We start from the raw sequence: 23,913 nt of genomic DNA on the forward strand, positions 1-23,913 counted from the left end.
GGTAGTGCTCGACGGGTTAACTCCCCGGGAGGTAATCTCTGGTGTTATCCATGATGCAATGACCGCCTGACCCTACCAGTCATTTTTCGTGCCATTTTTGTCATAAACACAGTCACTAACTCGCATCGACCCAACGCCACCTGACATAAACGCAGTCACTAACTTGCATTGGCTAGGCCGCGCAGTAGTCATGCTACGCAGTAGCATAAGGCAAAGGCGACGTGGCGTTCTGCAGTTATCCACAGTCTGAAAATTATCCACAGACAGCGAGGTTTTGGCCCCTTGTGGGCATCATTGAATCCGCCCTGTAGTGCACGCTATGGCCATGGCGATCAAGAAACTGTCCATGGCTCAGCGAACCGAGGCTCCAACAAATCCAGTAGTCAACGCCGTCGATGATGAAGCGCTGCGTGAAGAGGTTGCGCTCATAGTCGCTGCTACCGGTCGTGACTGTGTGCAGGAGACCGTGCCACCTGTGGCTGCAGCGTCAGTGGCCGCACAAACATTTGCTTCGCCGCCAGCATCACTATCATCATCAGCCCCAGAGCCTTCCCCATCGTCAGTATCGACAGGAGCGGGAGTTTCATCGGCCCTGTGGCGTCGGGCACCAGCGGTGTTCGTTGATGCGTCGGCAGCCCGAAGATTAGCCGGGCGGCCTCATTGTGAGGGAGCAATCTTTCTGGTCCGCAGTGATACTGAGGCGGAAGATACGCAGGTGGCGAAGGTTTTAGCTCCTGTTTACAGCGCTAGTTTGCCCGCGGATAACGTCGATATTGTCGAGCTGCTCGGCCGTGGCGACGTACGCCCGGATGCTCCGAATCCCACCAATCACCAAAACGGCTCGAGCCTCCTGAACCACCATCAGAACCCAGCGTCACCTGCAAGCACCGACGTGATTACGGCACCGGGTACAGAGCCCGTATCGAACGTGCCGGCAACTACAACCGATTCCACGGCAACGTGCCTGATGTTGGTTCCTGCGGTCGGCGGTGCCGGGGCTTCCATTGCCGCGGCGGCGAGTGCATTGGTTCTTTCCCGTGAAAGGCCCATCTGTTTGGTGGACGCGGACGTGCTCGCGGGAGGCATTGATCTGGTGCTCGGGATGGAAACGGAACCGGGACTGAGGTGGCAGGACTTCTCGGCTGCTGATGGTCGTCTCGACGGAGCGGCACTCTACGAAGCACTGCCATCCTGCCCGCGATCACCCGCTCTGAAAGTGTTGACGTGGACTCGCAGTCGCACGCCCGAGACGACTTACAACCACGCCTCTGCGAACAACACATTCGACAGCGCCGACAGAACCGACAGAATCGACAGGCCCGACGATGTCCGGCACATTGCCAGCACCATTAGTTGCCTTATTCATGCCGGAATTACGGTCATCGTGGACTGCCCGAAGCAGGTGGAGTACGTCACCACTCTCGGCGCGCTTGCCGATGACACCGTCATAGTCCTGCCCACCTCCGTTCGAGCTATCGCAGCCGCTGGCCCCTTGGCGAGCATCTGTGCACAAGCGGGGTTCACCCCAAATCTTGCAGTGAGGTACCAGCAGTACCGCGATATCAGTGTCGAAGAGGTGGAATACGCTCTCGACCTGCCCATTGTTGGTGAGATTGAGTACTGCAAGAAGGTAGCTCACGAGATAGATGTGGGCGGGCTCGCTGGGGCCGTCGGCAAGCTGACGCGGGGATTGGAAGCGATGTTTGCCCTTGTCGGCGGTGGTGGCGATGGATGACGTCAGGCTGTTGGCGGCGGTGCGGACGGCGCTTGCGGAGCGGCCTGGGGTGGCATCGCATAGCGAGGTCGCCGACATAATTCGCGCAGAGACCTCGGGGGTTGTCTCCGATGTGAAGGTGCTGGAGATTCTGCGCACGATTCGCGAGGAAACGGTGGGCGCGGGTGTGCTCGATGCGCTGTTGCGACGCCCGGGTGTCAGCGATGTGCTGGTCACCGCGCCGGGCGAGGTCTGGGTCGACGCCGGCAACGGACTGGAGCGCGCCGAGATTTCCTTCGCGGACGAGGGTGAGGTGCGCGCGTATGCGGTGCGGCTCGCGTCGCGGTGTGGACGAAGGCTTGACGACGCGCAACCCTGGGCCGACGGCCATATTCCTGGTGGTGTCGGCGGCTGTGGTGTGCGAGTTCATGCGGTGCTTTCACCACCGTCGGCGACCGGCACTCAGATTAGCCTGCGGGTGTTGCGTCCGGCTCGTCGCGGACTTGCGGAGCTATGCGATGTCGGGCTATTTCCGCCGGAGATTCTGCCGGTGCTCCGGGGAATTGTGGCGGGACAGCTGTCATTTATTGTTGCCGGAGGCACGGGTGCGGGAAAGACCACGCTATTGGCGGCGATGCTCTCAGAAGTTAATCCTGACCAGCGCATTGTGTGTATCGAGGACACTCCGGAGCTGCAGCCTCAGCATCCGCATGTGGTGAAGCTGGTGACCAGGGTCGCCAACCTGGAGGGCGCCGGTGCGATTGGACAGCAGGAGTTGCTGAAGCAGGCGTTGCGCATGCGTCCCGATCGCATTGTCGTCGGTGAGATTCGCGGCGCCGAAGTGGTGGATCTGCTGGCAGCGTTGAATACGGGGCATCGCGGTGGGGCGGGGACAATTCACGCCAACCGCATCGGGGATGTCGTCGCGCGCTTTGAGGCCCTGGGGCTGATCGGTGGCCTTGGTCGCGCCGGGCTGCATGCGCAGTTGGTCTCGGCGGTGCAGGTGGTGTTGGTGGTCGAACGCGCTGATGTTCGCAGGCTGGCACAGATCGGGCTGCTACGCGGTAACCCACCGGAGGTGGTGGAGGTCTGGACTGCTCGGGATGGGCCTGGGCCGGGTTGGGAAGCGTTGCAGAAGTTGCTGGTCGGCGGGGAATAACCGGTGGAATACCCGATGGAATGACTAGAGGAAAAGTCAGGGGATTAGACGGGGAGATTAACAGCTATGGGGGAAGGGTTTAGCGTGGCGATGCTCATTGGGGGAGCGGCTGCAGCAGTCGCTATCTGGCCGGACAGCTCGGCGGCGGTGCGCTCGCGAGCACTGGCAGGCCGTGCCCGCGAGGTGTCCGGCGGGCTGAAGTGGTTGCAGCGCATGGTTGGACTTGGTGCTGGTTCCACGGGGTCGCGTGCAGCAAGCACTGGCAGTGCGAATCGAACTGCAGGGCTATCAATCCTCATCGCTGCAGGCCCGGCGCTCGTGTTGCTGTGGCTCGCCGGGATTCCAGGCGTTGTAGCCGGGCTGTTGCTGGGCCGCACCGCAGCGGCAGTAGTGCGCGCTGTGGGGGAGAGGCGCTGTGAACGTCGGGAAGCGGACAGCGCTGCGGTAGCGCTGGAGACCTTGACCGCGCAGTTACGCGTAGGAGCGGCGGCTTCACGAGCGCTCAACGCGGCAGCAGCGGAATTGCGCAGGTCAGAGGATGAGACTGTGTTGGCTGATCATCTCGCGCACGCGGCGCATCGCGCGCACTTCGCCGACCCGTGGGAGGGCGAAGAATCTTCGGAGCAACTGCGCCGGATTGGGCGTATGTGGACGGTGGCGCAGCAACACGGTCTGAGTTTGGCTGGGTTGCTGGACTGCGCGCGGGGTGATCTGCAGGCTCGTCAGGCGCATCGCTCACAGACGTCTGCCGCGCTGGCGGGGCCACGCATGACGATCGCCATCTTGGCATCACTGCCGGTGTTCGGTTTGGTCATGGGGCAAGCTTTCGGAGCGTCCCCATTCGAGTTCCTCAGTCGCGGCATCGGAGGAATTGTGCTGGTCATCGGTGTCGGGCTGGTGTGCGCGGGCATCGAATGGGCGGTCGCCATCATCGATCGTGCGGAGGCCGGACAATGATTGCCGCCGCACTTCTCATCGCCGTCTACCTCTGCTTGCCGACGTTCAATCCCGTCCGCAGCCGACTGCCCGAATTGGTAGCCGAGTCGGATGCTCGCACGCGAGGAAGCGTACGCCGACAGGTGACCAATCGGGTGGCGCAGATTGCCGCACAGGTGCGGGAACGTGTGCGAACTGTCATTGGCGGTGAGCGCATCAGCCCGGCTGTGCTGCTCGATGCCGCAGCGGCCCTCGACATCATTGGTGCTTGTTTGAGCTCCGGTATGCCGTTGTCGCAGGCCATGGCAGCAGCTGCCGATGGTGCAAACCCTGAGCTGGCCGAGCCACTTCGACAGTGTTCCGCCAGGTTGTCCGTGGGCGCGCACTCCGCTTGGGACAGCCTTGCTGCCACACCCGCGCTCGTGCCCCTGGCGACGGCTGGGCGCCGAGCAAGCGAATCCGGCACCGTTCTGGCGCAGGCGTTGGAGGACACCGCTGCCACGTACCGCAGTCAAGCGCACGATGCGGCGCAAGCCGTCGCCGAAAAGGCTGGTGTCCTCATTGCCGGGCCTCTGGCGTTGTGCTTTCTACCCGCGTTTGTGGTGCTGGGTTTGGTGCCCACCATCGCTGGGCTTGCCGACGAAATGTTTGCAGGACTGATGCCGTCATGAAGCGTGGACACTTCTGCGCCCAGCCTCGCGCGCTGGCACGCGCCGGATGCAGTGCTGGTTGCGCTCTCAGCTGTGGCTTCGGTTGTGCGCGTGGTCCGCCTGCCGCGCCGTAATCCAAGATGCGTCAACGCACGTCAACGCGCGTCAATGCACATCACACCTCACAACTGTCCTGTCACTCGACATCCACATAGGGGGGGAAACACTCATGACCACTCAAAACTCCAACCGTCCAACCAATCCGCTGACCGCTGCGCAGTCCCAGCTGCGCTCGTATTTGCACAAGCGTCTGCACGCTCTGGCAACTGAGGAAAACGGCATGTCAACCGTGGAATATGCTCTCGGAACGATCGCTGCCGCCGCTTTCGGAGCCCTGCTCTACACCGTCGTGACCGGCGGCGATATCACCCAGGCGCTCACCGACATCATCGAAAGGGCGCTCAACACCGATGTCTAGCCGCATCCGCTCTACGCTTCATCGCCTGTGCGTCGGCGACGAAGGCCAAACGACGGTAGAAACCGCTTTCGGTCTCGCGGCGCTGGTCACGGTCATGGTCACGGCTCTGTCCGGGCTGGTCACAATCGCAATGTACCTAGGGCTTACCGACGCGGCCGGAGCCATCGCACGGGCTGAGGCGCGGGGCGATGCGGAGACAGTAGCCGAGCTTCGCGCAGACGCGGATGGGCAGGTCGCGATATCGGAAACCTCCGGTACCGTGCGCGTGACCATTCGGCGCTCAGCGGGGCCATTTTCGCTGGAAGCACGCGCGGTCGCACTGCGGGAAAGAGCGGCATCGTCATGAGAAACGTGACAGCCCGCCTTCTCCGCGAAGAAGAAGGTTCCACCACAGTCGCAGCTGCACTGTTCATCGCCGCTTTCGTCGTTCTGACTTTGGTTGGAGTTACAGCCGGGGTGAGGGTGGTGCAGGCTCGGCAAGCAGCGGTAGCAGCGGATCTGGCTGCGGTGGCCGGCGCTGTGGCTGCGCAAGAGAGCGACGATGCCTGCAAAGCTGCGGGGTCAATCGCAAAAGCTAACCACGCACTCCTTGTGACCTGTGAGATTGATGGGGAGGACGTGCAGGTCAGCGTCGAACGAAAGGAGAGAAAAGCCACGTCCAGGGCAGGGCCGGTAGCGGTGGAGGATGCTGCTACTGGCCGTCGTTAAGCGCGCGCGACACCCCACTGAGCACCTTGATTGCGCCGGCCTTGTCCAGCGGATCGTTGCCATTGCCGCACTTGGGCGACTGGATGCACGATGGGCAGCCGGATTCGCACTCGCAGGCGGCGACGGCATCGCGGGTTGCGCGAATCCACTGAGCGAAGGTCTCGTAGCCACGGTCGGCAAACCCCGCACCACCAGGGTGCCCGTCGTACACAAAAACGGTGGGCTGCTGGGTATCGGCGTGCATGACCGTGGAAACACCGCCGATGTCCCAGCGGTCGCAGGTGGCAATCAGTGGCAGCATGCCGATAGCCGCGTGCTCGGCTGCGTGAAGAGCCCCCGGCGCGATGTCGGAGCCCACGCCCCAGGAGCGCAGGGTGGACTCGGGCATTGTGTAGGCCACGGCGCGCGTGACCAAACGCTGCGGAGGGTAGTCAAGTTCAACACTGTCGAGAATCTCGCCGGTATCCAGGCGACGAAGATAGGAGGTGACCTGGTGAAAGACCTCGACCTGGCAGGAAGCGACCTGTAGGCCCTGGTAGTGGCGCATATCGTCAACATCGAGGATGCGGATGGTGGTGTCCATGCGTGAGCTGGTGGAATAGCGCGGCTGCTCGGGGTGGACCAGGGCGACGAGGCTGTCGAAGTCCAGCTGGTCGACAAGGTAGGACTCGCCGCGGTGCAAGTAGACGGCACCGTCGTGAACCTGCTGCATCGCACGGCCAAGATCGATGGTGCCAAGCAGTCGGCCATCGGTCTGGTCGACGATAGCCACTTCCTGACCATCGCCGCCACGGACGTTCACGGCATCGTGAGCAGTGGCGATACGCGGCCCTTCATCGCGGTCGGTTGGGTAGTAGACGGGCTCTTGTCCTTCCCAGGTGCGCTTGCGCAACCATCCCGCGGCCACCATGTCTTCGGCTACGGGCATGGTTCCCCACGCTTGAAGCTGGCTGGTGGTGACGGGTTTCTCCACAGCCGCGCAGTAGAGGTGTGACCACACCACATGTGGGTTGCGGGGATCGAAGACGGTCTTTTCCACCGGCCTGCCCAGCAGTGCGGACGGGTTGTGGACCAAGTACGTGTCCATGGGGTCATCACGAGCCACCAGCACCACCAGCGCGCCCTGGCCACGACGACCCGCGCGGCCGGCCTGCTGCCAGAATGAAGCGACCGTGCCCGGGAAACCGGCCTGCACCACCGCGTCGAGGCCACCGACGTCAATGCCCAGCTCCAATGCATTGGTGGTGGCCACACCTAGCAGGGTGCCGTCATCGAGCATGCGCTCGATGTCGCGGCGCTCTTCGGCCAGGTAGCCGGCGCGGTAAGACTCGATGCGCTCGGCGATATCGCTGCGGTGGCGCTTCTCCAGGCGCTCACGCACGCCGAGCGCTACCTTCTCAGCACTGCTTCGCGAACGGGTGAAGGTCAGGGTGCGGGCGCCCTCGACAAGCAGGTCGGCCATGATATCCGCGGCCTCGGTCGGGGCGGGGCGGCGCACGGGTGCGCCGTTCTCGCCTTGGAGGTCGGGGAGCAGGCCGGGTTCCCACAGGGCGATCGTTCGCTCGCCGACCGGGGCGCCGTCTTCGGTGATGGCCTCGACAGGCTCGCCGATGAGGCGACGAGCCTGGTCAGCGGGGTCGTTGGTCGTCGCAGAGGCAAAAATCACGGTCGGCGAGGCGCCGTACTCGCGGGATAGCCGCAGGAGGCGACGCAGAATCTGAGAGACGTTGGCGCCGAACACGCCTCGATAGGCATGGCATTCGTCGACGACGATATAGCGCAGGTTGCGCAGCATCCGCGTCCACCGAACATGGTTGCCGAGCACCGAAACATGCAGCATATCGGGGTTGGTAAACACCCAACGGGCGTGGTCGCGGATGGCGCGCCGGGCGTCTTGTGGGGTGTCGCCGTCGTAAAGCGAAATCAGCGAACTCAGTGACGCCGGTGCCATCGCGCGTGCAGTGTCCAGCTGATCGGCGCCCAGCGCCTTGGTCGGGGAGAGGTACAGCGCGGTGGCCGCGGGGGTGGCGGACAGTTCTGTGAGCACGGGCAGCAGGTAGCCGAGCGATTTACCCGACGCCGTGCCCGTCGCGACGACGCAGTGCACGCCCTCGCGGGCGAGGTTCGCGGTTATCGCCTGATGAGTCCACAGGTTCTCAATTCCGCGATCTACCAGCACTTCTCTCAGCCAACTTGGCACCCACTCAGGCCAAGGCGCAGTCACGCCAGCGCGCGCAGGAAGGTCCGCAATGTGCGTCACTGTCGCCCGCGGATGCGCACGAATAACCGGCCCCAGCAGCTCCCGCCCAAACGACTCCACCGACACCACCCTTTCCTGTAAACGCGCACTTCATATGCTTGACGACGCTTCCTATCAGCCACATTCTCGCTATTCGACACCCCAGTTTCTCCGGACTCCGAACACGGGTTTACGGGGGTGGCAAGAAGCTGTTCCTAATCGGCGCTCGCGCCCCAAACGTGGCAGACTTTTTGAGTGTATCGCCCGCCAACGGGCACCCAGCAAAAACTCGCACGAGGCGAAAGGGTGCTTTGGCCGTGTTTACCCCATCGTGTGTGGCCGGATGTGCGTGGCGAATACTTGTTTTATCGAATCCTGAAGTTGGGAAGTTTTGTAATGGCACAGGGTACTGTGAAGTGGTTCAACTCGGAGAAGGGCTTCGGGTTTATCGCCCCAGCTGACGGTGGCAACGACGTGTTCGTTCACTACTCCGAGATCCAGGGCACTGGTTTCAAGACGCTGGAAGAGAACCAGGCAGTCGAGTTTGAGATTGGTGAGGGCCAGAAGGGTCCGCAGGCTCTGGATGTGAAGCCTCTGTAAGTCAATCATTTCCAGGTTGAACTGGGCTTTTGTCTGGTTTGGCGCGCGGAATTTTTTGGCTTTTCAAGGCCCATGTTGTGTTCATGGGGTGAGCCTTGATTCTCCCACGCGGAAAGTAATTTCTGCGTGGGATTTTTGCATTTCTGGTGGCAGTGGGTCAATCCGAGTTACTGACTACGTTTATGACAAAAATGGCCCGAAAAATGGCTTGAAAGTGTCATAAACTCATACAGTTTCACATTTGCAGCCCGCGATCACGCGGCCGCTGCGGCGGCTGCGCCCGCTGCGGCCTGTCGTGGCCAGCCACTGACAGCCACTGGGATAATCATGGCCAGCCGCACAGCAGTCGTCGGGTCGGCAACTGCCGGCCACCGGGGATCCCCCACAGCAGCCCCTTCAGTCACACCCAAAATCCGCCCGATACTTGAGGAATCCACGCGACAAACTAGATTGTGTGTACGGTATTCCTTATATTCTTCATATTCTTTCCAGATAATCTTCCGGGGAGAACGCGGCCGGGAACTGATTTGCACTGATCGGAACCGGTTGGAACCGATTGCGGGCCTCTCACAGCTGAAGCCCAGCCAGAGTCCGGCCAAGAACCCCAAGATTTAAACGAAAACAAGAATCTAAACAGTCAAAAACATTCAACGTTGCAGGATAGAAAAACTTCTATGGCGAATTCAGACGGCCTCAAGCGCCTTGTAATTGTCGAGTCGGCGACGAAAGCTCGCAAGATTCAGCCGTATCTCGGCGATGATTACATCGTGGAGGCGTCGGTGGGCCACATTCGCGACTTGCCCCGTGGCGCAGCCGACGTTCCGGCTCGTTACAAGAAGGAGCCCTGGGCTCGTCTGGGTGTGAATGTCGACAACGGATTCGCTCCGTTGTATGTCGTCAGCGCTGATAAGAAGAAGAAAGTCGCTGACCTGAAGGCCAAGCTCAAGGAAGTCGACGAACTCTATCTCGCAACGGACCCCGACCGTGAGGGCGAGGCTATTGCCTGGCACTTGCTGGAGGTTCTCAAGCCCAAGGTGCCGGTGCGCCGCATGGTGTTCCATGAGATCACCAAGCAGGCCATCTTGGAGGCCGCGGCCAACACTCGTGAGCTGGATCAGAACCTGGTTGATGCCCAGGAAGGTCGCCGTATCCTCGACCGCCTCTACGGCTACGAGGTCTCCCCGGTGCTGTGGAAGAAGGTCATGCCGCGCCTGTCGGCAGGCCGTGTGCAGTCGGTGGCAACGCGCGTCATCGTCGAGCGTGAGCGCGAGCGCATGGCGTTTATCTCCGCTGAGTACTGGGACGTCGCCGCAACTCTGGACACCGGTTCGGCTTCCTCCGATGCCAACCAGCCGAAGGAATTCGTCGCAACCCTGACCAGCGTTGATGGTCAGCGCGTAGCGCAGGGCCGCGACTTCGATGACCGTGGCCAGCTGAAGAAGTCTGAGGGCATTCGGGTCGTCGATAAGCAGCTCGCCGAAACTCTGGCGGCGGACCTCGTGGGCTCTGAGCTCAAGGTCGCGTCGGTGGAGGAGAAGCCGTACACGCGCCGCCCGTACCCGCCGTTCATGACGTCTACGCTGCAGCAGGAGGCGGGCCGCAAGCTGCATTACACCTCTGAGCGCACGATGCGTGTGGCGCAGCGTCTGTACGAAAACGGTCACATTACCTACATGCGTACCGACTCCACGACGCTGTCCAAGGCCGGCATCGACGCCGCGCGTAAGCAGGCGTTGGAGCTTTACGGCTCGGAATACGTCGCCGATGCGCCGCGCCAGTACTCGCGCAAGGTGAAGAACTCGCAGGAAGCGCACGAGGCAATTCGCCCGGCTGGTGAGACGTTCGCAACGCCAGGTCAGCTGGCTGGCTCGCTGGATGCCGAGGAGTTCAAACTCTACGAACTAATCTGGCAGCGCACCGTCGCCTCGCAGATGGCCGACGCACGCGGCACGTCCATGAAGGTCACCATCGCCGGTGCTACCGACACGCACGCCGTCGAGTTCGCCTCCACCGGACGCACGATTCGTTTCCCGGGCTTCCTCAAGGCATACGTCGAGGTCTCCGCGCTTTCCGACGGTCGCAAGGTCGCCGACAACGCCGAGAAGCGTCTGCCACAGTTGACAGAAGGCCAGGGCCTGACGGCCACGGACTTCAGTGCCGACAGTCACTCCACCAACCCGCCTGCGCGCTTCACTGAAGCCAGCTTGGTGAAGAAGATGGAGGACCTGGGAATTGGGCGTCCGTCGACCTACGCGTCGATTATCAAGACCATTCAGGATCGCGGCTACGTCTACTCCCGCGGCAACGCTCTGGTGCCCTCGTGGGTGGCCTTTGCCGTGGTGGGGCTGATGGAGGAAGCGTTCTCCGATCTGGTCAACTACGACTTCACCTCCGAGCTGGAGGATGAGCTCGACGGCATTGCTGCGGGCAATAAGGATCGCACGACCTGGCTGACCGGTTTCTACTTCGGCGATGACAAGGATCACCGCCACAAGGGAGCCGACGCTATTGCGACCCACGGTGGTCTGAAGAGCATCATCGATGTGAACTTGGAATCGATTGATGCTCGGAAGGTCAATTCGCTCCACCTTTTCGACGATGCCGAGGGCAACCCGATCATCGTTCGCGTTGGCCGCTATGGGCCGTACCTCGAGCGTACGCGCCCGGGGGCCGGTGAAAACGGTGCCGACGAGGTGCAGCGCGCCAACATCCCGGAGGCCATGACTCCGGACGAGCTGGATCTGGCCGCCGCCGAGAAGCTGCTGGCGATGCCGCAGGGTGGTCGTGAGCTGGGCATTAACCCGGCCAATGGTCGCATGATTGTTGCTCGTGATGGCCGCTACGGCCCCTACGTCACCGAGCTGGTTACCGATGAAGAGCGCGAGAGTGTCGTAGCCAAGGCTGAGGAGATTATCGCAGCTGAGCGCGCCGAAGAGGACGCTCAGCGCGCTGCCGAGGGCAAGCGAAAGAAGAACTGGGAAACCAAGACCGCTGCCAAGCAGAAGGAAAAGCGCACCGCGGAAATCATCGAGGAAACTCTGAAGCCGAAGACGGCCTCGCTGTTTTCCTCCATGGAGCCGTCGACTGTCACGCTGGAAGAGGCTCTGAAGCTGATGAGCCTGCCGCGCGAGGTCGGTGTCGACCCGGTCGATAACGAGGTTATTACTGCTCAGAATGGCCGTTACGGTCCGTACCTGAAGAAGGGCACGGACTCGCGTTCACTGGCTAACGAAGAGCAGATTTTCACCGTGACATTGGACGAGGCGCGTCGTATCTACGCTGAGCCGAAGCGCCGCGGTCGCGCTGCTGCGAAGCCGCCGCTGAAGCAGCTGGGCGACAACGATGTCTCCGGTCGCCCGATGTCGGTGAAGGATGGCCGATTCGGTCCGTACGTCACCGATGGTGTCACCAATGCTTCGCTGCGCAAGGGGGATACGCCTGAGACTCTGACCGATGCCCGCGCCTGCGAGCTGCTGTCTGAGCGCCGCGCGAAGGAAGCCGCCGATGGTGGCACTAAGAAGGCTGCGAAGAAGTCGACTCGCAAGACCACGAAGAAGGCTGCGAAGAAGACCACCAGGAAGGCAGTCAAGCGCACCACCAAGCGAGTGGTGAAGGCAACGCGTAAGGGCAAGTAGCGCATTGACCGTTAGCCGCGGCAGGGGCGAAATGGGTGCAGAGCACTTAAGCGCCCGGCGCCCCCTGCGGAGCTGGTGCGCCCGGCGCCTCCTGCGGAGTTGGCTTGGGGCCACCGACCCCGGCCACCTCCGCCCGCATCGTCGGCCCGTACGACAGCCGGCGATGCACCTTCTCAAACGGCCCCTGCATGCCGCGACGCTCCATCGCCCACGCGGCCAACAGTGTCACCAACCAGACGCCTACAGCGATGAGCGTTTGCACGAACGCGCCCATGTCGCGCGGGATATCCAGCATAAACGGGTACACCAGCACAAAGAATATCACCGACTGCATCAGGTAGCCGGTCATCGAACGCTTGCCGAGCGCCACAATCGGCACCAGCCAACCTGGTACAGCGGCGCCCTCGTTCAGGCGTCGCTGGAGCGGCTGCAGCGCCAACGCCAGCCCGGCTAGGATGCCAGGACCGGCGAACACTCCGGCAAAGTTATTAATTACCAAGAAGGCCATGTGCTGTCCGGCTGGAAGAACTCCAATCGCTGCCAACCCCATAGGGATACCGACACCGAAGGCGACAATCACGGCCACCACGAGCCACCGAATAAGCAGGGGACGGTGCGCGTCAACGTCGTCAAGCACGCCTTTGCGCGCCCACACGAAGCCAATCATCATCACCGGCAGGTAGAGGAACAGCTGTAGCGGCAGAGTAGTGATGCTCATTGTCAGGGCCTCGAGATTCGCGGCGAGCATATCCAGGTAACTTGTTTCAATCGCACCGCCGTTGACGAGCTCGGTCATGTCGGAACCGTCCAACCCGACGTCGGGCATCGCAATTGTGAAAACCAAAAACAGCAGGCTCAATACCGCATTAACTGTCAGCGCAATCCATGCGAGGATAGTCAGCACTTTGTTGCTAAGCCCCATAAGCAGCCCCAGGATGATGCCGCAGATGCCGTAGAGAAACATGATGTCGCCAAAGAACAGAAACAGCATGTGCGCGATGCCGAACAGCCCCAGGAACGCATAACGCTTTACGACGACCACTCGCGCCCGCGACCGTGGAAAGTTCCTCCTGGCCAAACTGCGGACAATGAGTCCGACACCGAAGCCGAGCAGCGTTGCGAACATCGGCAGCCCGCGGTTATGCGCGGTCACAGCGGTAAAAAGCACGGTGGCTTTGTCGGCGATGCTGTCGTTTATGACGCCGCCGAAGAATGCTCCGGGCAGCTCGGGGCTTGCAACCAACCAGGCAGTGGCAATGTTTGCGATAGCGATGCCGAGAAGAGCGAATCCGCGCGCAGCGTCGGGGACGAGCATGCGAGGTCTGGGGTTGGTGCTAGAGCTGGAGCGGCTGTCAGTCATTCCTCCAACGTAAAGGATTTGTGGGAGGGTACGCAGGTTGGCGAGACCGACGAGTCCGCTGCCCCCTAGGCCTCGTCGGCAAGCGTCGGGCGCACCGGGCGCGCAAGCTGCGTCATGTGCGTACGGCCGCGCAGCTCCACGGACTTCAGGGTGGTCCAGCGAGCCTGCTCGTCCTCGTTGGCCAGGCGAATGGTGGAAGCTGTGGCGAGCACGCGGCCCGGGGTGTCCTTGGCCAGCTCGGTCAGACGGGCAGCCTGGTTAACCGCGTCACCAATAACCGTGTATTCAAAACGGTCGCGGGCACCGATGTGGCCGGCAACGACGTGCCCGGCGGAGACGCCGATACCCGCGGTGAGCTGGAGGTCGAGCAGTTCCTCGCGCAGTTCACGGGCGGCTGTGAGGGCGTGACCAGCCGTGTCATCGAGGGGCAGGGGAGCGCCGAAGACAGCCAGAGCCGCGTCACCCTGGAACTTGTTGATAATGCCCTTATTGCGGTGCACACAGTCAACAACGTGGTCGAAGAAGGCATTGAGCTCACGGACAACGACTTCTGGCGAGTTCTTCTCCGCGAAGTTGGTCGAACCAATCACGTCCACAAACAGCACCGCGACGAGGCGATTCTCGCCGCCCAAAGTCGGCTTTTCTTCCAGAGCCTTACGGGCGACCTCAGACCCGACATAGCGGCCGAAGAGGTCACGGACCCGCTGACGCTCCTGCAGGCCACGCATCATTTCATTGAAACCCGCCTGGAGAACGCCCATCTCGGAGCCGTCGTAAATAGGCACGCGCGTATCCACCTGGCCCTGGCGGACCTTGTTAATCGCACCCGTGAGATCACGAATCGGGTCGACGATGGACATAGTGGCCAACATCGTGCCGAAATAGCCGGTAATCAGAGCCAGAATTGCCAGCGCGGTGATGGTGGGCAGCAAATCTGCCGCGTCATCTGTGAATAGACCACGGCGCTGACCTATCAGCACAAGCAGGATTGCTACCACTGGAACACCGCTGGTCAACACCCACGTCTGGCGCAGGCGGTGGCCAATCGGTGGCTCCAGCGAAGAATCCGGGGCCCTACGCGCCAGCGCCTCCACAGCAACCGGACGCACCATGCGCTCCGCAATTAGATAGGTCAACAGTGCCACCATGGCGCCACCGAGCACCGAGGTGAGCAGCACCATCAGGCCAATCTTGCTGTCATAGGCGAACGCGACTCCACTGAAGACAATCACGCCCAGAGACCAGATGACGGTACCCAAGAGTGCCTGATAGACAGGCACGCGCATGACCAGATAGCGCACCCGCCGCGGATCGTGCAGCTCTGGATGACGCTGCCATTTCAACAGCGGCTTGAACAGGATCCAAGTAGTGCCGATTCCCGCAATAATTGCCAGAACCAGGTAACCAGCCAGGGCATAGATGACCCCATTAGCCAACCGCGGCAGGTGAGTTTCTTGGTTCAGTGGCAACAGCATGCCGAGGAACAAGCCGACAATCATGGCTCCGACAAGGTTGCAGACGAAGATAAATGAGGCATAAGCAGGCCACATTGTCCCGCTTAGCCATTTCAGATTTCGCCAGAGCCGTTGCATGATTACTACCTTAGTGGCAACCCCGGATTGCAGGGAGTAGTTACCTCACAAGAGTCTCGTGGGGCGCGCTAGAGTTGTGGCCATGACAGAGCCGATGACAGAGCGCAGCGTGTTTTCTCGTATGCCCGAAACCGGTGGGGTTCGCCAGCGGCTGCAGGCTGCTGTGCGCGCTGCGCATTATCGCTTTGCCAACGGTCAACCGCTGGCAGGCGATGGGGCGGAGGTTTCGCCGGAAGGTGGGGACGCGGGGTCGTCGTTAAGCGATGTGCCACGCGACTCGGACATGACGCACGCCTGGCTGTTCACTGGTCCTGCGGGGTCGGGGCGGTCGGTGACGGCGACGGCGTTTGCGGCGGCGCTGCTGTGCACGAGGCATGACAACCCCGGATGCGGTGAGTGCGAGGGCTGCCGGACGGCGCTGGCGGGAACGCATGGCGACATCAAAATCGTGCGCCCGGAGGGCACCATTATCTCGGTGGCGACGGTGAGGGACGAGCTGCGGCCCTGGGCTTACAAGATGCCCACGACGGCGGATTGCCGCGTGCTGATCATCGAAGACGCCGACCGTCTCAACGAATCCGCCTCAAATGCGCTGCTCAAGGTGGTGGAAGAGCCGCCTCTGCGCACCGTCATCATCATGTGCGCACCAACGACAAACGCGGAGGATTTCTCCGTTACGCTCCGTTCGCGCTGCCGCCATGTCTATGTGCCGACGCCGCATATCGACGATGTCACAAACCTCCTGCGCGCCGAGCGGCCAGAGCTTACCGACGAGCAAGCGGTCTGGGCCGCGACGGTGTCCAACGGTCACATTGGGCGTGCGCGTGGCTTTGTCTCCGATGAGGGCTCGCGTGCTTGGCGGGGTAAGGCCCTGGATTTCGTGGAGGCTGTGTTCGATCCGGCGAAGTCATACGTGGCGGCGCGTGAGCTGGCCAACGAAGTAGCAGGCGAGGTCAAGCGGCGGATGGAGCCACTAGAGGCTGAGGAGCTGGAGAACCTCGAGCGCTCACTGGGCGTAGGTGCGTCCGGCAAGGGTGCGCAGGCGGCACTGCGCGGCTCTAAGGGGGTTATCAAGGAGCTGGAGGAAAATCAGAAGCGGCGGCGCAGGCGCGCGGAGTCAGATCTGATCGACCTGTCGTTGACCGACATTATGGGGCTTTACCGTGACGCCCTGGTGCTGGCGTTTGGGGCGGAACGTGGTGGTGAGACTGCTTCGGGGGATTCGGGCTTTGGTGCTGGTTCTGAGTTTGGCGATGGCGCGGTCTACCTCATAAATCCAGACCGTCGTCGGACAGCCACGGAGCTAGCCCGACGCCTTCCGCCGGAGGCGATATTGGCCTCCATCGATGCTGTCACCGAGGTGCGCGGCATGCTCGTGACTGCAGTGAAGTTGACGGTCTTGATGGATGAATTGATGGCTAAATTGCAGATCGCGGGGCAGGTTGGTCGTAGGTAAGCCGGTAGCCGCGCCTAATGCAGCGGACTGCAGGCCCCATTTTGGTAGCGATGGGGGCAGTACAGTAGTATTACCGCTTGTACATTTTGTGCAGGGTTATTTCTGCTTGCTTGAAAGCTCGGCGCAATGTGCGTGCCGCCTTAGCTCAGTCGGTAGAGCGTCTCACTCGTAATGAGAAGGTCGCGAGTTCGATTCTCGCAGGCGGCTCGGTTTGAAACGGGATCCTTTAAAAAGGGTCCCGTTTTTTATTTTTTGGATCGGTCAAACATGAGGAGAGCGAATCCAGCGGCAACCCAGACGATGAGAACCCACCACGCTGCCCCAGCACCGTTGCCATCGAAAAATGACAGTGACCTGACTAGGTAGCCAGTCGCCCCAATGGGCATCCACTGGCCAAGGGTGGACCAACCGGCCGGAAGCAGCCAGGGGCCGGTGGACAGTCCAGAGAGCGGGTTCGCCAAGAAAATCGTCAAAATGGCGCCGATGCCCACACCGGGAGTGCCAATAATGGCCGCAAGCCCGGCGGTAAGCATTGAGGTAGCCAGGATTCCCAGAGAAATAGCCAGCCATTCCATGCCGAAGCTGCCCGAAAGCGTGCCGTAGACAGAGTGGAGCATCCACGTTGCCACGAGGGCTCCGAAGACTGCGATGCCAGCGAGGACACCCAATTTCGTCCACTTCTTACCTCGGAAGAGGAAGGTGGCTATAACTGCCGAGATGATACCGCCGAAAGCCAGCGGCAAGCCGAGGAGCGCGACACCGGAAGCTTGTGGGTCATCCTGTGTGGTTGGAGCCAAATCCTCCCGCTCTACAGGGATGTTTTGAGACTCGAGGGTCGTCGCAATGCCGTCGATAAGCTGCGAGTAAGGTGCGCCGTTGCCTGAAGCGGTGTAGGCGGTAGCGCCCGTCGGGGAGATGACGATGCCGCCAACAGTTTCGCGATTGAGGATTGACTCGCGTACGGCGTCAGGGGTGTCCATCACCTGGATATCAGGAGCATCGTCGCCAGCTTTGTGTTCGATGGCTTGGGTGATTTGTTCGGATATTGGGGCGGGGGCAGTCAGCGCAATGGGGACATCGTTCGGGCCGGAGGCAAATGTCGGTGCCAGGAACGCGAAGAGCATGAGCCCGATGACGAGCGGAATACCGAAGATCACGGCTACTGCTTTGGGGGCGGGTGAGGCTTTTTTCGTCTCAGTCGTAGCTGTTGACATGGCCTATCTCCTAACTGGAGCAGAGTGTTTCACTTACAAAGTGGAGCATAGTGTTCCGTTTGTTAGGATGCAAGTGTGAGACAAGATGCAGTGATGAACAGTGATGCCATCGTGGAAGCAGCGCGAAAACTCTTGATAGAGCAAGGAGCCGGTGTATCCATGCGTGCGATTGCCAGGGAGGCCGGTGTCGGTATAGCTACGGCAAGCAGGCACTTTCCCAGCAGGATTGAGCTTCTCGGCGCAGTCAGTGCTCGTGTTGCAGCTGATATCGACAGGGTTACTGAGGCAGCCGTAGCTCAGTTTGACGACGATCCGGACGGCGCTTGGCACGAAGCAGTCCACGCGATCGCGAAATTAAGTGTTGCGGCACTTGCCCAGGCATTATTCAGCGATCTCAATACCAGTTTGGGGAGCGAGGCGAAAAAGATTGATGGCATTATCGAAAAGCGAATGACGGAGTTGCGTCAGAGCTATACGCGACTGCTGGATAAGGCAAAAGCAGCTGGGCTATGCCCGGAGGACGTTGCACCGCTTGATTTCCACCTTGGGCTCGCTGTGGTGTCGCGTCCCCTTCCTAACTCTGCAGCGGTCGAGCAGTACTTTCCCGGTGTGCAAGAAAAGCTTGTGGACTTAATGCTTACGGGTTTGGCAGCACAGGCGAAGGGGAATCACTAAACCCCTCGGTGATAAGTCCTGAAGAATCCTGCACACGTCCCGACGTGCGGTGATTCCCCGAAACGAAGGGGGAGGAAATCTCGGAGCCGGCGACTCTCAATCGAGTGTTTGCTACTGTTACTCAGCACATAGCAGGTACGCGGAAACTAGGAGAACGCACTATGCGGCAGCCCGGACACCAGGGACTAGCAGTGCAGCGATCAGCAAGACGACTAGCTGTGGCTTTGGTGGCTGCGGCAATTTTGCCAGCCGGTCTTGTAGCTTGCACCATCGACACGGAGGCTTCCAAAGCAGGAAGCGCTCAGCAAGCTGCGTCGACAGAAACGCAAACGTCGTTGGCAGCTGAAGAAGAGGCTATGCAGATGCCGAACCCCACTCCGCCGAATGAGGAGTCTGCAATGTCTGATTCTGCTAACCCCGACGCAGTCGCTTCTGGCGATGCACAACAACAGCAAGCTAATCGCGCTACTTCGCGTGCCGACGGCTCCAGCGCTGTAGCCGGCAAGGTCATCTACCTCGACCCGGGACACGCCGGCACCCCACCACCAGCGGACATGATGGTCACTGACGGCCGCGGTGGCCAGAAGCCATGTAATACCTCCGGTACCGCTTCCAATGACGGCTTCCCGGAGCATGAGTTCAATTGGCTGATGGCGCAGGAAATTAAGCAGCTGCTCGAACAGCGCGGTGCTCAGGTGCTGCTCAGCCGCGTCGATGACACCGGTCGTGCAGATTGCATCGATGCCCGTGCAGAGAAGGAAAATGCCTCCAACGCCGATGCCGTGGTGAGCCTTCACGCAGATGGTGCTGGAGAGGGCAACCGCGGATTCCATGTGTCTGCGATTTCGCAGCCGCTCGCCAATAATGACGAGCAGGGATCTACCGCGCTGGCAACCGCGCTGCGCGATGCTTTTGTCGCAGCCGGTTTTGCTCCATCCAACTACCTCGGTAGCCAGGGGCTGAATCCGCGCGCTGACCTCACCGGACTCAACCTATCGACGAAACCAAAGGCACTGGTCGAATACGGCAACATGCGTGATAGCAGCGACATTGCCCTCTTGACCTCCAACGAAGGCCGTCAGCGCTTGGCAGAGGCCACTGTGGCTGGGTTGGAAGGTTTCTTGGCGCAGTAGCCAACCTGCGCATCCAGGCCGTAGCTACCTCACACCAGTCACCGCCACAGCAGCCACCACAGCGGCCAACCGGCCAACACGCTAACTAGCCGGGTTTGCCTTAGCTTTCGGTGTCATCGCGTCGTAAGGCTCCATCATGGGGATATCCAGCATGGTGCTGGGGACACCGAAGGCGTCGACAAGCACCTCAGACCAGGGGCCAAGGGAATCAACAAGATCGGCCAAGCCCGCCCGCGCGCCCTTGGTGCGAGTACCGGTGAGCAGTGACTGCTCCAAGAACCAGCCGGCGTTATCGCAGACCACCGACAGGAAGAACACATCGCGAACCTGCTCGAGCACCTCTTGAGAGCGCTCATCTGTGAGTGTGGATTCAGCTTCAAAGAACGCTTCCAAAATCATGCGATCGATATGCGCCCACGCGCAGGAAATCATGTGGTCCTGGACCTTGTCCACCAGCTTCGCGGCCTTTTCCACAGGCAGTTTCCGCGCCGGGCGCAGCCTGCGAGCAAGGGACTTGAGAAGTCGATTCTCGCGCTCGATGAGCAATTGCATCTGGCTGGCGGGGTCAAAGAGCGAGGACTCATCAGCGTCAGTCAGCGCATCCAAGAGGTTCTGAACGACGGCGTCCGCACCGGTGCGACGGCGCAAAATGCCACTGAAATTGTCGAGGCCGAAGCGCACCATTTCCAGGTTGGAAAAACTCTGTACCTCCCGGGCAAAACCACCCAAAAGTTCCTTGGTGACCAGCTGCAACATCACCACGTTGTCGCCCTCAAAGGTAGTGAATACGTCAGAGTCCTCTTTGAGAATGGTCAACAGGTTCTCCGCCATGTAGCCAGCTCCACCGGTGGCCTCACGCATCTCCTGGATGGCATCGGTGGCATGCGCGGTGTTGGCGACCTTCAATGCGGCGGCATGTGCCTCCGCTTCACGTAGATCGCGAGCCTGCTCCGGGGTTAGATTCGCACGGTCCAGCCCTTCCGCTTCGAGGTCGTGAATCCGCTTGATCAGCAGGTTGGTGGCAAATTGCAGACCGTACGAACGCGCAATGCGGGGGAGTAGTCGGATTCGGTGCTGGCGGTGCTCAATGAGTTTCTTTTCCGGCAGCGAATCGTCGGGAGCAAATTGGCGCCGCAAGTGTGCGTACTTGGTGCCGATGGTCAGTGCGGTGCGGGTTGCCGCACCAGCGGCCGCACCGACTGTCACGCGGCCGCGCACGAGGGCACCGAGCATCGTGAAAAACCGTGCATTGGGGCTGCCAATATCGCTGCTGTACTCGCCAGCGGCCGAGACATCTGCGAAACGGTTAAGCAGGTTCTCCCGCGGCACGCGGTAATGGTCGAACATGAGAGTGCCGTTGTCCACGCCCAAGAGGCCACCTTTGGTGCCGTGGTCGCCAATCGCAACCCCGTCGACAGGCGAACCGTCATCATTGCGGATCCGGGCAACAATGCAGTGCACACCATGGGATTCTTCTTGTCCTGGTGTGTAGAGCTGGCAAAAAACCGCAGCCCAGCGCCCATCGCGCGCGGCGTTGCCCAAAAACCATTTCTCAGAGGAAGCTGTCGGCGAATTGAGGATGAATTCTTCCGTCTCGGGGTCGTAATGTGCCGTGGTCTCGAGTGATTGGACGTCCGAGCCGTGGCCGCGCTCGGTCATCGCAAAGCAGCCGAGAGCCCGCAGCTCAATGAGGTCACGCACCAACTCGCCGTGACGCTCTGTTCCCAGGTTGCTGACAGCGCCGCCGAAAAGGCCCCACTGCACTCCGGACTTCACCATCAACGACAAGTCGGTGTGGCCAAGCATTTCAATCCCGGTGAGAGTGCCACCGGTATCTCCTGTGCCGCCCTGGTCAGTGCGGAAAGCGCCATAGGGCATGCCGGTCTTAAGCACCTTGGACAGTGACTCGGTGGTGTGCTGCCTGGCCTCCTCCACGGTCAGCCCAGAGGTGGGCCGCAGGGAGGGGTCTTCTAGAAGGACGCGGACATCAGCGCGCGCCTCGGGGAAATAGCCGTCCAGGGCCTTTTGCAGTGCACCTGCCACTTCCGGTTCAGGACGGGAGGGGAGCGTCTTCGGACCGTCGGTCGAGCGACGGCGGGGGATTCGCGTGGAGCTGGAAGAAGTCTGTGCCATAACCCAACGTTAATGGGATATCTGGGGCTTGTCAGCCGCTTTCGACTGAGAAACTCATGAGGAAATCGGGGCCACGGGTCGGAAACAAGCTACCGGGGATAGAACGAAGGCGGAAACGCAAAAGCCGTCGTCAAGCAAATACTGCGTTGTGCAGTGCTTGACGACGGCTCGCGTAATCAGACCCTCGGTGGGGCAGACCCCCTAGCTGTGGGAACTAGACGCGCGACTTAACTTCGTCGAGGTTAGTTTCCGGGTGCTCGATGAGGTCTCGGTCTTCAAGACCCTTCGGCAGCAGGAACAGGGCAATCAGTGCCGGGATAGCCATGGCCATCAGGTAGATGGAGATGTAGAACGGGTTACCGGTGGCGTCCATGATCATCTGGGCAATCATCGGTGCGAATGCACCACCCAGGACAGCGCCGATGGCGTAAGCGATGGAAGCGCCGGAGTAGCGAACCTCAGCCGGGAACATCTCGGAGTACATGGCCGGCTGCGGGCCGAAGGTCAGTGCCAGCGGCAGAGTGAGGACTGCGACGGTCATGACGTAGAGGAACGGGCCCTTATCCAGGAGGCTCCACATGACGGCTTCCCAAATCATGATTAGGACGTAGCCGATGATGAAGGTCTTTGCGCGGCCGATACGGTCGGACCAAGCGCCGGCCATGAACATGAAGATGGTCCAGCAGATACCGGCGACGAGAGTGCCTGTCCAAGCGACGGTTGCGGGGTAGCCCAGTGTCTTCTGTGCGTAAGCGCCGAAGAATGCGATCACGAGGTAACCGGTGGCCTGCTGAGCAGCGAAGATCAGGGCGCCCTGGATAACCTTGCCCCAGTGGTTGCGGAAGAGCTCCGGCAGCGGAGCGGAGCGCTCAGCAGACTCAGCCTGCATAGCCTGGAAGACCGGGGACTCATCGACGGTGCGACGAATCATGTAACCAATCAGAACCAGGATGAAGGACAGCAAGAATGGCACACGCCAACCCCAGTCCATGTAGGCTTCCTCGCCGATGATAGCCATAACAATCAGCATGGTGCCGGTAGCCAGGGTCAGACCCAGGGGAACACCGGCCTGCGGGAATGCGCCGTAGATACCGCGCTTTTCCTTCGGTGCGTACTCCACGGACATCAGGGCCGCACCGCCCCATTCGCCACCCGCGGAAAGGCCCTGGAAGATACGGAGCAGGACCAGCAGGATAGGTGCAGCGATGCCGATTGACTCATAAGTCGGCAGCAGACCGATACAGAAAGTAGCTGCACCCATGCCGATGAGGGTGAAGACCAGAATCATCTTGCGGCCGTAGCGGTCACCGATATGGCCGGCGACGATAGCGCCAAGCGGGCGGAAGAGGAAGGAAATACCCAGGGTTGCCCAGGCGAGCACCTGAGCGACCTGTGGGTTCGACTTCGCAGCCGGCTCGATGAAGTGCGGAGCGAGCACGATAGCTGCGGCCTGAGCGTAAATCAGGAAGTCATAAAACTCGATGGTCGTACCCACGAGAGTTCCCGTGAGCACCTTGCGGCGCTGCTTGGGATCATTCGCGATGATCGAAGTAGTCATAAATAACAAGACTTTCTTTACATACCCGTCCGCACGGCCATCGAGGACCTTGGCGATCTCAGCGGTCGTGCAGAAATCGCCCCAGGTTTTTCTCAGCCAGCGTTTGGGGAATGGACAGATTGTTTGACGGTGTCGAATTCTTACACAGCCAGACCGGTAGCGACCAGCGTTTGAACTTCAGCGAGCGATGACAAAAAGTGGGCAACGGGGGTAATGGGGGTTGGTGAATGGCGGTAGATTTCCTTTGTTTGTGACCGAATTCATTTTCTAGATGTCTGAAAAAGGTGGAATCGGGGGTATGTAAAGGGTGTGGAATGGATGCTACTTAACGACGGGCCGTTTCCGGCCTGATGTGCGCGAGCTGAGGGCCGTTCGTGTGTGAGACAGTCTTAAATAGGTGAAATCTGCGTTTTATGGCTGTTCGGCTACCCCCACATTGAACTAATTTGTAATTATATAATCAGAAATTGTGTGAATAGTGTGGCGAAAGTGACGCAAGATACGAAAGAAGTAACGGAACAATAACGATGTAGTGTCGAAAAGGTCATTGCCCCCGGATGGGGCGGGGATGCAAGGTCGGCAACATGCCACCCCGAGACGGGGGTGTGAGCCCCAGGTTTCAGGGGCATTTGTGCCGAGACCAACCCGAGGTGACCAAACTGGGCACGCCACC

The 23,913-nt window shown here is 60.7% G+C and carries 19 protein-coding genes and 1 tRNA gene; 13 read left to right on the forward strand and 7 right to left on the reverse strand.

Annotated features, from left to right (window positions below; translation table 11 throughout):
- Nucleotides 1-325 precede the first annotated feature (325 nt).
- The 7 genes from QP982_RS08090 (at nucleotide 326) to QP982_RS08120 (ending at nucleotide 5,645) form a co-directional block, all read left to right on the forward strand.
- Entirely contained in the window at nucleotides 326-1,735 is a 1,410-nt protein-coding gene (locus tag QP982_RS08090) for a CpaE-like family protein (protein WP_284870399.1), read from the forward strand.
- On the forward strand, nucleotides 1,728-2,873 hold the full coding sequence (locus QP982_RS08095; protein ID WP_083304408.1) for a TadA family conjugal transfer-associated ATPase: 1,146 nt from the start codon (nucleotides 1,728-1,730) through the stop codon (nucleotides 2,871-2,873). Before QP982_RS08090 ends, QP982_RS08095 begins: the two co-directional genes overlap by 8 nt.
- Before the next feature lie 66 nt (nucleotides 2,874-2,939).
- Entirely contained in the window at nucleotides 2,940-3,830 is an 891-nt protein-coding gene (locus QP982_RS08100; protein ID WP_070595561.1) for a type II secretion system F family protein, read from the forward strand.
- Complete coding sequence (locus QP982_RS08105) at nucleotides 3,827-4,480, forward strand: type II secretion system F family protein (protein WP_070595559.1); 654 nt, start codon at nucleotides 3,827-3,829, stop codon at nucleotides 4,478-4,480. Before QP982_RS08100 ends, QP982_RS08105 begins: the two co-directional genes overlap by 4 nt.
- Nucleotides 4,481-4,688: 208 nt before the next feature.
- Complete coding sequence (locus QP982_RS08110; protein WP_049189400.1) at nucleotides 4,689-4,937, forward strand: DUF4244 domain-containing protein; 249 nt, start codon at nucleotides 4,689-4,691, stop codon at nucleotides 4,935-4,937.
- Nucleotides 4,930-5,283 carry a TadE family type IV pilus minor pilin gene (locus tag QP982_RS08115; protein ID WP_053092999.1) on the forward strand — a complete coding sequence of 118 codons (354 nt, stop codon included), beginning with the start codon at nucleotides 4,930-4,932 and terminating at the stop codon, nucleotides 5,281-5,283. The genes QP982_RS08110 and QP982_RS08115 overlap by 8 nt, the downstream gene beginning before the upstream one ends.
- Nucleotides 5,280-5,645, forward strand: coding sequence for an Rv3654c family TadE-like protein (locus QP982_RS08120; protein WP_049171052.1), 366 nt, complete (start codon nucleotides 5,280-5,282; stop codon nucleotides 5,643-5,645). The genes QP982_RS08115 and QP982_RS08120 overlap by 4 nt, the downstream gene beginning before the upstream one ends.
- On the opposite strand, the gene QP982_RS08125 is transcribed toward QP982_RS08120, so the two are convergent.
- Nucleotides 5,629-7,965, reverse strand: a complete 2,337-nt coding sequence (locus tag QP982_RS08125) for a DEAD/DEAH box helicase (RefSeq protein WP_284870400.1) — start codon at nucleotides 7,963-7,965, stop codon at nucleotides 5,629-5,631. The genes QP982_RS08120 and QP982_RS08125 overlap by 17 nt on opposite strands.
- Before the next feature lie 315 nt (nucleotides 7,966-8,280).
- Here QP982_RS08125 and QP982_RS08130 point away from each other — a divergent pair, with 315 nt between their 5' ends.
- Nucleotides 8,281-8,484, forward strand: a complete 204-nt coding sequence (locus tag QP982_RS08130) for a cold-shock protein (RefSeq protein ID WP_005511370.1) — start codon at nucleotides 8,281-8,283, stop codon at nucleotides 8,482-8,484.
- Nucleotides 8,485-8,738: 254 nt separating this feature from the next.
- On the opposite strand, the gene QP982_RS08135 is transcribed toward QP982_RS08130, so the two are convergent.
- Nucleotides 8,739-8,888: a hypothetical protein gene (locus QP982_RS08135; protein WP_224784285.1), complete on the reverse strand. Its 150-nt coding sequence runs from the start codon at nucleotides 8,886-8,888 to the stop codon at nucleotides 8,739-8,741.
- A 270-nt stretch (nucleotides 8,889-9,158) separates the two neighbouring features.
- Here QP982_RS08135 and topA point away from each other — a divergent pair, with 270 nt between their 5' ends.
- Nucleotides 9,159-12,119: a type I DNA topoisomerase gene (gene topA, locus QP982_RS08140; RefSeq protein ID WP_284870401.1), complete on the forward strand. Its 2,961-nt coding sequence runs from the start codon at nucleotides 9,159-9,161 to the stop codon at nucleotides 12,117-12,119.
- 46 nt (nucleotides 12,120-12,165) lie between these two features.
- On the opposite strand, the gene QP982_RS08145 is transcribed toward topA, so the two are convergent.
- On the reverse strand, nucleotides 12,166-13,479 hold the full coding sequence (locus QP982_RS08145; protein ID WP_318155899.1) for a DUF418 domain-containing protein: 1,314 nt from the start codon (nucleotides 13,477-13,479) through the stop codon (nucleotides 12,166-12,168).
- Nucleotides 13,480-13,544: 65 nt separating this feature from the next.
- Nucleotides 13,545-15,071 (reverse strand): adenylate/guanylate cyclase domain-containing protein, encoded by a 1,527-nt coding sequence (locus QP982_RS08150; protein WP_070549776.1) that lies wholly within the window; start codon nucleotides 15,069-15,071, stop codon nucleotides 13,545-13,547.
- A gap of 82 nt (nucleotides 15,072-15,153) precedes the next feature.
- Here QP982_RS08150 and QP982_RS08155 point away from each other — a divergent pair, with 82 nt between their 5' ends.
- Nucleotides 15,154-16,527: a DNA polymerase III subunit delta' gene (locus QP982_RS08155; RefSeq protein ID WP_016421943.1), complete on the forward strand. Its 1,374-nt coding sequence runs from the start codon at nucleotides 15,154-15,156 to the stop codon at nucleotides 16,525-16,527.
- A 134-nt stretch (nucleotides 16,528-16,661) separates the two neighbouring features.
- Nucleotides 16,662-16,734 (forward strand) — tRNA-Thr (locus QP982_RS08160).
- Nucleotides 16,735-16,772: 38 nt separating this feature from the next.
- On the opposite strand, the gene QP982_RS08165 is transcribed toward QP982_RS08160, so the two are convergent.
- Nucleotides 16,773-17,741 carry an ABC transporter permease gene (locus tag QP982_RS08165; protein ID WP_016421944.1) on the reverse strand — a complete coding sequence of 323 codons (969 nt, stop codon included), beginning with the start codon at nucleotides 17,739-17,741 and terminating at the stop codon, nucleotides 16,773-16,775.
- 75 nt (nucleotides 17,742-17,816) lie between these two features.
- Between QP982_RS08165 and QP982_RS08170 the strand changes: the two genes are divergently transcribed.
- Together QP982_RS08170 and QP982_RS08175 are read left to right on the forward strand one after the other, a co-directional pair.
- Nucleotides 17,817-18,416 (forward strand): TetR/AcrR family transcriptional regulator, encoded by a 600-nt coding sequence (locus QP982_RS08170; RefSeq protein WP_284870402.1) that lies wholly within the window; start codon nucleotides 17,817-17,819, stop codon nucleotides 18,414-18,416.
- Between the two features lie 161 nt (nucleotides 18,417-18,577).
- Nucleotides 18,578-19,549: an N-acetylmuramoyl-L-alanine amidase gene (locus QP982_RS08175; RefSeq protein WP_016421946.1), complete on the forward strand. Its 972-nt coding sequence runs from the start codon at nucleotides 18,578-18,580 to the stop codon at nucleotides 19,547-19,549.
- Between the two features lie 81 nt (nucleotides 19,550-19,630).
- Here QP982_RS08175 and QP982_RS08180 read toward each other — a convergent pair whose 3' ends face one another.
- Both QP982_RS08180 and QP982_RS08185 read right to left on the reverse strand, forming a co-directional pair.
- Nucleotides 19,631-21,682, reverse strand: a complete 2,052-nt coding sequence (locus QP982_RS08180) for an acyl-CoA dehydrogenase family protein (RefSeq protein ID WP_284870403.1) — start codon at nucleotides 21,680-21,682, stop codon at nucleotides 19,631-19,633.
- Nucleotides 21,683-21,896: 214 nt separating this feature from the next.
- Complete coding sequence (locus QP982_RS08185; protein WP_048732297.1) at nucleotides 21,897-23,240, reverse strand: MFS transporter; 1,344 nt, start codon at nucleotides 23,238-23,240, stop codon at nucleotides 21,897-21,899.
- Between the last annotated feature and the right edge of the window lie 673 nt (nucleotides 23,241-23,913).

This window comes from Corynebacterium sp. MSK019 (genome assembly GCF_030232425.1).
Lineage (GTDB): Bacteria > Actinomycetota > Actinomycetes > Mycobacteriales > Mycobacteriaceae > Corynebacterium > Corynebacterium jeikeium_D.

Bases quoted from the DNA above. Each gene is read 5' to 3' on its own strand.
- QP982_RS08090 (WP_284870399.1), top strand. From the start codon at position 326: ATGGCGATCAAGAAACTGTCCATGGCTCAGCGAACCGAGGCTCCAACA.
- QP982_RS08095 (WP_083304408.1), top strand. From the start codon at position 1,728: ATGGATGACGTCAGGCTGTTGGCGGCGGTGCGGACGGCGCTTGCGGAG.
- QP982_RS08100 (WP_070595561.1), top strand. From the start codon at position 2,940: ATGGGGGAAGGGTTTAGCGTGGCGATGCTCATTGGGGGAGCGGCTGCA.
- QP982_RS08105 (WP_070595559.1), top strand. From the start codon at position 3,827: ATGATTGCCGCCGCACTTCTCATCGCCGTCTACCTCTGCTTGCCGACG.
- QP982_RS08110 (WP_049189400.1), top strand. From the start codon at position 4,689: ATGACCACTCAAAACTCCAACCGTCCAACCAATCCGCTGACCGCTGCG.
- QP982_RS08115 (WP_053092999.1), top strand. From the start codon at position 4,930: ATGTCTAGCCGCATCCGCTCTACGCTTCATCGCCTGTGCGTCGGCGAC.
- QP982_RS08120 (WP_049171052.1), top strand. From the start codon at position 5,280: ATGAGAAACGTGACAGCCCGCCTTCTCCGCGAAGAAGAAGGTTCCACC.
- QP982_RS08130 (WP_005511370.1), top strand. From the start codon at position 8,281: ATGGCACAGGGTACTGTGAAGTGGTTCAACTCGGAGAAGGGCTTCGGG.
- topA (WP_284870401.1), top strand. From the start codon at position 9,159: ATGGCGAATTCAGACGGCCTCAAGCGCCTTGTAATTGTCGAGTCGGCG.
- QP982_RS08145 (WP_318155899.1), bottom strand. From the start codon at position 13,479: ATGACTGACAGCCGCTCCAGCTCTAGCACCAACCCCAGACCTCGCATG.
- QP982_RS08150 (WP_070549776.1), bottom strand. From the start codon at position 15,071: ATGCAACGGCTCTGGCGAAATCTGAAATGGCTAAGCGGGACAATGTGG.
- QP982_RS08155 (WP_016421943.1), top strand. From the start codon at position 15,154: ATGACAGAGCCGATGACAGAGCGCAGCGTGTTTTCTCGTATGCCCGAA.
- QP982_RS08165 (WP_016421944.1), bottom strand. From the start codon at position 17,741: ATGTCAACAGCTACGACTGAGACGAAAAAAGCCTCACCCGCCCCCAAA.
- QP982_RS08175 (WP_016421946.1), top strand. From the start codon at position 18,578: ATGCGGCAGCCCGGACACCAGGGACTAGCAGTGCAGCGATCAGCAAGA.
- QP982_RS08180 (WP_284870403.1), bottom strand. From the start codon at position 21,682: ATGGCACAGACTTCTTCCAGCTCCACGCGAATCCCCCGCCGTCGCTCG.
- QP982_RS08185 (WP_048732297.1), bottom strand. From the start codon at position 23,240: ATGACTACTTCGATCATCGCGAATGATCCCAAGCAGCGCCGCAAGGTG.